Genomic DNA, 5,335 nt, shown 5'->3' with positions numbered 1-5,335 from the left:
TGCCAGTGGTGATGCTGGTGCCCTTCGTTCCGGTAAGCGCAGCGATCTTCCTCTTCAGCCTCGCCTTCTTCTCGCAGCAGTCATGGTCGGGATTGATCATGACTATTCCCRCAGATGTCTTTCCGCTTTCGGCGGTCGGGACTGTCGCCGGATTGGTTGGCTTCGGCGGATCGATGGGCGGAGCGATCTTCGGCATAATTGCGGGTCGTATGTTGCAGCACGGCTTCAGCTATACGGCGTTATTTTTTCTTGTCGGTACCTTCCACCTGATCGGCTTCCTGGCTCTGGCATGGCTGGGAGGCAGGATTCAACCACTTCGTTCAAAAGACCTCCGGGAGATAGAGAGCCTCGCATGAAGATCACTGAAGTCCGTACACGTGTTGTGCAATGGGAAGGTGAGACGGTTCCGTTGCCCCCGCATTTCTGCACCAACCCCATGGACCTGGTCAGCTTTCGGCAGGCATCGATGGGTAACTTCGCTTTTCATGGGTGGGTGCTGGTAGAGATCTTTACGGACAACGGTCTCGTAGGACTTGGCAACGCGGCGCTGTCGCCGCAGGTGACCAAGACTCTGATCGATACCTATCTGAAACCCTTGTTGATCGGAGCCGATCCCTGGGATGTTGAGTTCCTCTGGCAGCAGATGTATCGGCGGACGCTGGCTTTTGGGCGCAAGGGGGTAGCGCTGACGGCGATCTCGGCGGTAGATATCGCGCTCTGGGACCTGTTGGGCAAAGATGCAAAGCAACCGGTCTTCCGTCTGCTGGGCGGACGCACCAAAGACCGGATTCCCGTCTATGCCAGCCGCCTTTATGCGATGCCGATTCCTGAACTACGTGCTGAAGCACAGCGCTATAAGAATGAGGGCTACAAGGCGATGAAGCTTCGCTTTGGTTGGGGTCCGCTGGATGGCGCGGAGGGCATGCAGAAGAACCTGGAACTCATTCGCACGGTAAGAGAGGTGGTCGGCGACGGTGTCGATATCATGGCCGATGCTTACATGGGATGGACACTGGACTACGCCAAGCGAATGCTGCCGCTGTTGGAGCCATTTCATCTGCGCTGGCTGGAAGAGCCTGTCATCCCAGATGACACCCGCGGATATAAGGAATTAAAAGCGTATGGCCGGGTCCCGATCGCGGGCGGCGAGCACGAGTTCACCATCTTCGGCTTCCGTGAGCTGCTTGAGAATAACGCCCTCGACTACATTCAGTTCGACACGAATCGCGTGGGCGGCATCAGCCAGGCCCGGAAAATCTCGGCCCTGGCGGAATCATTCCAGATTCCGGTCGTGCCGCATGCAGGACAGATGCATAACTATCATGTCGTGATGGCGAGCCTGAACTCGCCGATCGCCGAGTTCTTCCCCAAGGTCGATGTTGAGGTAGGAAACGAGCTGTTCTGGTACATCTTCGATGGCGAGCCAGTTCCGACAGATGGTCATATCAATCTGGATGAGAGTAAGCCGGGACTCGGTCTGACGGTCAACGAAGATTCACTACGGCAGTTCCACGTGATTGGATAAACGATGGCTCTTCATCTGGTTCAGCTCACAAACGGGGTTCAGCGCCGGGTCGCACGTGTCGATGGCGACGGACTGATGTGCCTCAGCAACGTGTCATCCGTATACGATCTGGCGCGTGATTGTGTTCGCGTACGACAGCCACTCGCGGCGTATGCCGAAGCGCTGGATGTGGACGCGACGTTACGGTATGAACCGATCTACTCAGGGCAGTCGGAGTGGCGTCTGCTGCCACCGGTGGATGTGCCGGGGAATCCGTCGCGCTGCATCGTTTCCGGAACTGGTCTTACGCACCTGGGCAGCGCCGCATCGCGCCAGGCCATGCATGCGATGCAGGCTGAGGCGATGACAGACAGCATGCGCATGTTTCAGTGGGGCCTGCAGGAAGGGAACCCCGGAAAAGGAAAGGTCGGCATTGCTCCGGAGTGGTTCTACAAAGGAACCGGCACGATGGTGCGTGCTCATCTTCAACCGCTCGATGTGCCGTTTTATGCCGAGGACGGTGGTGAAGAAGCCGAGGTCGCCGGTATCTACTTCATTGACGATGAGGGCATGCCGCAAAGGCTGGGGTTTGCCGCGGGTAATGAATTTTCAGATCATGTTTTTGAGAAGAAGAACTACCTGAACCTTGCCGGCTCGAAGCTGCGGTCCTGTGCCCTGGGGCCGGAACTGGTGGTTACCGACGATTTCAAACAGGTACCCGGCAGGGTTTCGATCGAGAGAGAGGGCAAAGAGCTCTGGTCTGCGGCGATCGAGACGGGGGAAGAGGCGATGTGTCACAGCCTCCAGAATCTGGAACATCATCATTTCAAGTTTGAAAACCATCGTATTCCGGGCGACCTGCACGTGCACTTCCTTGGCGCCGCCGCGCTCAGCTTCAGCAACAACGTTAGTCTGGTAGATGGCGACTGGATGCGGGTTGCGTTCGAGGGCTTCGGGCGGCCGTTGCGAAATCCACTACGAGTGGCAACGCCGCAGCGTGATCGCTTGATCACTGTGCACTCACTCGCCTAGAGCATTTTCCCTGTTGCTGGGTATCCCGGAAGGGGAGTGCAGCGGCGTTTTCATTGCGGAAAACGCCCATAGATACGGAAGCCCTACACTACACCTGCAGGGAAAATGCTCTAGCCGATACCAGGAGAATGGCATGAAGAAGATTGCTTTGCTGGGTTTGGGGACGATGGGCGCCGGTATGGGAAAGCGCCTGCTGGATGCGGCATTCTCACTGGCGGTCTATAACCGTACGGCTGCCAAAGCCGAAACTCTTCGGGAGGCCGGCGCTGTTGTAGCTGCTTCCCCGGCTGAGGCTGCTCGCGAGGCGGAGGTCGTGATCTCCATGCTGGCTGACGACCAGGCGTCGCGAATGGTTTGGATGGGCGACGAGGGTGCGCTCGCATCGGTGTCCGCCGGCGCCATTCTGGTGGAGTGCGGTACGGTGACTCCGGGCTGGGTGCAGGAACTGTGTCATGCAGGGCAGGAGAAAGGGTGCGTCCTGCTGGACGCTCCTGTGACCGGCAGCAGACTGCAGGCCGCGGGAGGAGAGCTCACCTTTCTCGTAGGTGGGCCTGCGGCGCAGCTTGAGGCGACTAGGCCGGTACTGGAGGCTATGGGAAAGAAGATCGTCCATGTAGGTCCTTCAGGCAGCGGAAGCCGCCTGAAGTTAGTCAACAACTTCCTGTGTGCGGTGCAGCTCGCCTCCCTGGCGGAGGCGGTTGGATGGATGGAGCGCGCCGGGCTGGATATGCACCTTTCTCTGGATGCGTTGTGTACCGGTGCTCCCGGAAGTCCGCTGCTGAAGGGAATGTCTCAACGCATGATGAAACGCGACTACCAGGTCAATTTTCTACTCCGGCTTCTGGGCAAGGACGTCCGGTATGCGCAGAAAGACGCCCAGGAGACCGGCATTCCTCTCCACACGGCGGGCAGCACGCTGGACCTCCTGGAGAGAGCGAAAGAATTGGGCTACGGAGAACAGGACATGTCCTCCGTCGTGGAACAGTTCCGCAACGGTAAGGGATAGAACAGCTTTAAAGCAAGGTGAAACGCTTCTCCTGGCGGGTGATTCGATGTCCTTACAGGAGGGTATGATACTACCAAGGCGCAAACACAAACGTTTGTCTAAAGCAAACGATGCGACCTGTCTTCCTGAAACAATGGCTGGATTTCGGGGAATACTGAGCTGTTACGTTATGTAACAGCTTGGAACTTCCCGTGGGCAGGACTCAGGAACGATAGTTCTCAGCCATGCGGAGAATGAGGAGGTTTAGCCTCGTCTCCACACTGGTTTTGAAAACTGGACTTCCGACAAGGCTACCCATGAAGCATCTTTCGAGATGTACCTCCACCCCTCTGGCCCTCTTTTGTTTCCAGCCCCAAGATGTACGCAGCCTGCAAACGGCATTAGAGCATTTTTCCTGTTGCTGGGTGTTCCGAGAGGAGCGTGCAGTGGCGTTTTCATTGAGGAAAACGCCCATAGATGCACAAGCCCTGCACTATACCGACAGGAAAAATGCTCAATCGCCAGACGGCTGATAGACCCTCGCTGTCTTATTTGAACCAGATCACATCCCAGATCCACCCCAACGGAACATACAAGGAAGCGCACCGAAGACTTCCTGACCTCCCGTCTGCGGCTTCCTGCGCCCCTGCACCTTTGGCGGCGTTCGGATCGCCCGCGATACAGCAATAGCACCATCGAAGTTTATTTCTGGAGGAGCTTATGAAAAGGCCCATGCAGGTCTTTTGGCTTGCGGCGATGATGATGATTTTTGTGTCATCCCTGGCAGCGCAAACATACTATGTTTCGCCGAATGGCAGTGACAGCAATAATGGGACCTCGACCGCTACCCCCTGGCAGTCGATCAGCAAGGTCAACAGCTTTGTCTTCCCGCAGGGAAGCTCGGTTTCGTTTCAGGGAGGGCAGACCTTTACGGGATGTCTGGTCTTCAATACGGCGAATGTCCCTGCGTCGTCAGCTTCGACGCCATTTACCGTGAACTCCTATGGTGCAGGTGTTGCGACGATTCAATCGAACTGCTCCGGAACAACCGGCGCCGCGGTCACGGTCGATAACGTCAGCGGTTTCTACTTCAACGGGTTGAAGGTGGTGAATGGAAGCAGCACCATCTATGGGATCCTGTTGGAAAACCAGACCTCGAATTCGCCGACCCAGACCATCGTGATTGAAAACTCTGAAGTGACTGGGTTCGGGCCGGTAAGCGGAAGTGCGAACGGTGGAGAGATCTGGATCATTGGATACGCCCTGAACGGCAACAATGGTCCACTGAACAACATTCAGATCCTGAATAATTCACTGCATGGCGCCACGGTGACTTCCGCCGATGGCGGTGGCGTCAATGGATGGGGCTACGGAAAGAACGTCACGAACGTCCTGGTTCAAGGAAACACCATCTACAACAATGGCATGGTGGCCGCGGCTACGYGGGCAGGCATCGGCGCCGATGGATGGAACGGAGGCCTGATCCAGTACAACATTCTGCATGACATTGGCGCCAATGTGACCTCGTGCGGTGGAACCTCCGGTATCGAAGTCTATACTTCGAATAACATCACGATTCGCTATAACGAGGTCTATAACATTCAACCGTCGCCGAGCTTTACCAAAGGGTGCGACTGGGATGGAATTGACCTGGACGGTGGCACCACCAACTCTCTGGTTGAGTACAACTACACGCATCACAACGCCGGCAGCGGATTTCTCGCCTACACCTCCAAGCCAAGTGGGTACACCTGGGGGCCGAATGTCTATCGCTACAACATCTCAGAGGACGACGACTGGGCTAAGGCACAGGG

General features: G+C 56.6%; 4 protein-coding genes and 1 pseudogene. All 5 read left to right on the top strand.

Annotated elements, in window-relative coordinates; translation table 11 throughout:
* A pseudogene (locus tag AB4043_RS13395) lies at window positions 1–356 on the top strand (MFS transporter); the annotation flags it as partial.
* Window positions 353–1,525 carry an L-rhamnonate dehydratase gene (locus tag AB4043_RS13390; protein WP_442302365.1) on the top strand — a complete coding sequence of 391 codons (1,173 nt, stop codon included), beginning with the start codon at window positions 353–355 and terminating at the stop codon, window positions 1,523–1,525. The pseudogene AB4043_RS13395 and the gene AB4043_RS13390, both read left to right, overlap by 4 nt.
* Before the next feature lie 3 nt (window positions 1,526–1,528).
* The gene (araD1, locus tag AB4043_RS13385; RefSeq protein ID WP_442302364.1) at window positions 1,529–2,536 is read left to right on the top strand and encodes an AraD1 family protein; all 1,008 of its coding nucleotides are present in this window, start codon (window positions 1,529–1,531) and stop codon (window positions 2,534–2,536) included.
* Between the two features lie 13 nt (window positions 2,537–2,549).
* Entirely contained in the window at window positions 2,550–3,542 is a 993-nt protein-coding gene (locus AB4043_RS13380; RefSeq protein ID WP_442302363.1) for an NAD(P)-dependent oxidoreductase, read from the top strand.
* A gap of 711 nt (window positions 3,543–4,253) precedes the next feature.
* A partial coding sequence (locus AB4043_RS13375) for a hypothetical protein (RefSeq protein ID WP_442307260.1) occupies window positions 4,254–5,335 on the top strand: 1,082 nt, incomplete at its 3' end.

Source organism: Terriglobus sp. YAF25, from assembly GCF_052113305.1.
In the GTDB taxonomy this organism is placed as follows: domain Bacteria; phylum Acidobacteriota; class Terriglobia; order Terriglobales; family Acidobacteriaceae; genus Terriglobus.
The sequence above is the reverse complement of the archived record's forward strand: the minus strand, read 5'-3'. Positions and strand labels throughout refer to the sequence as shown.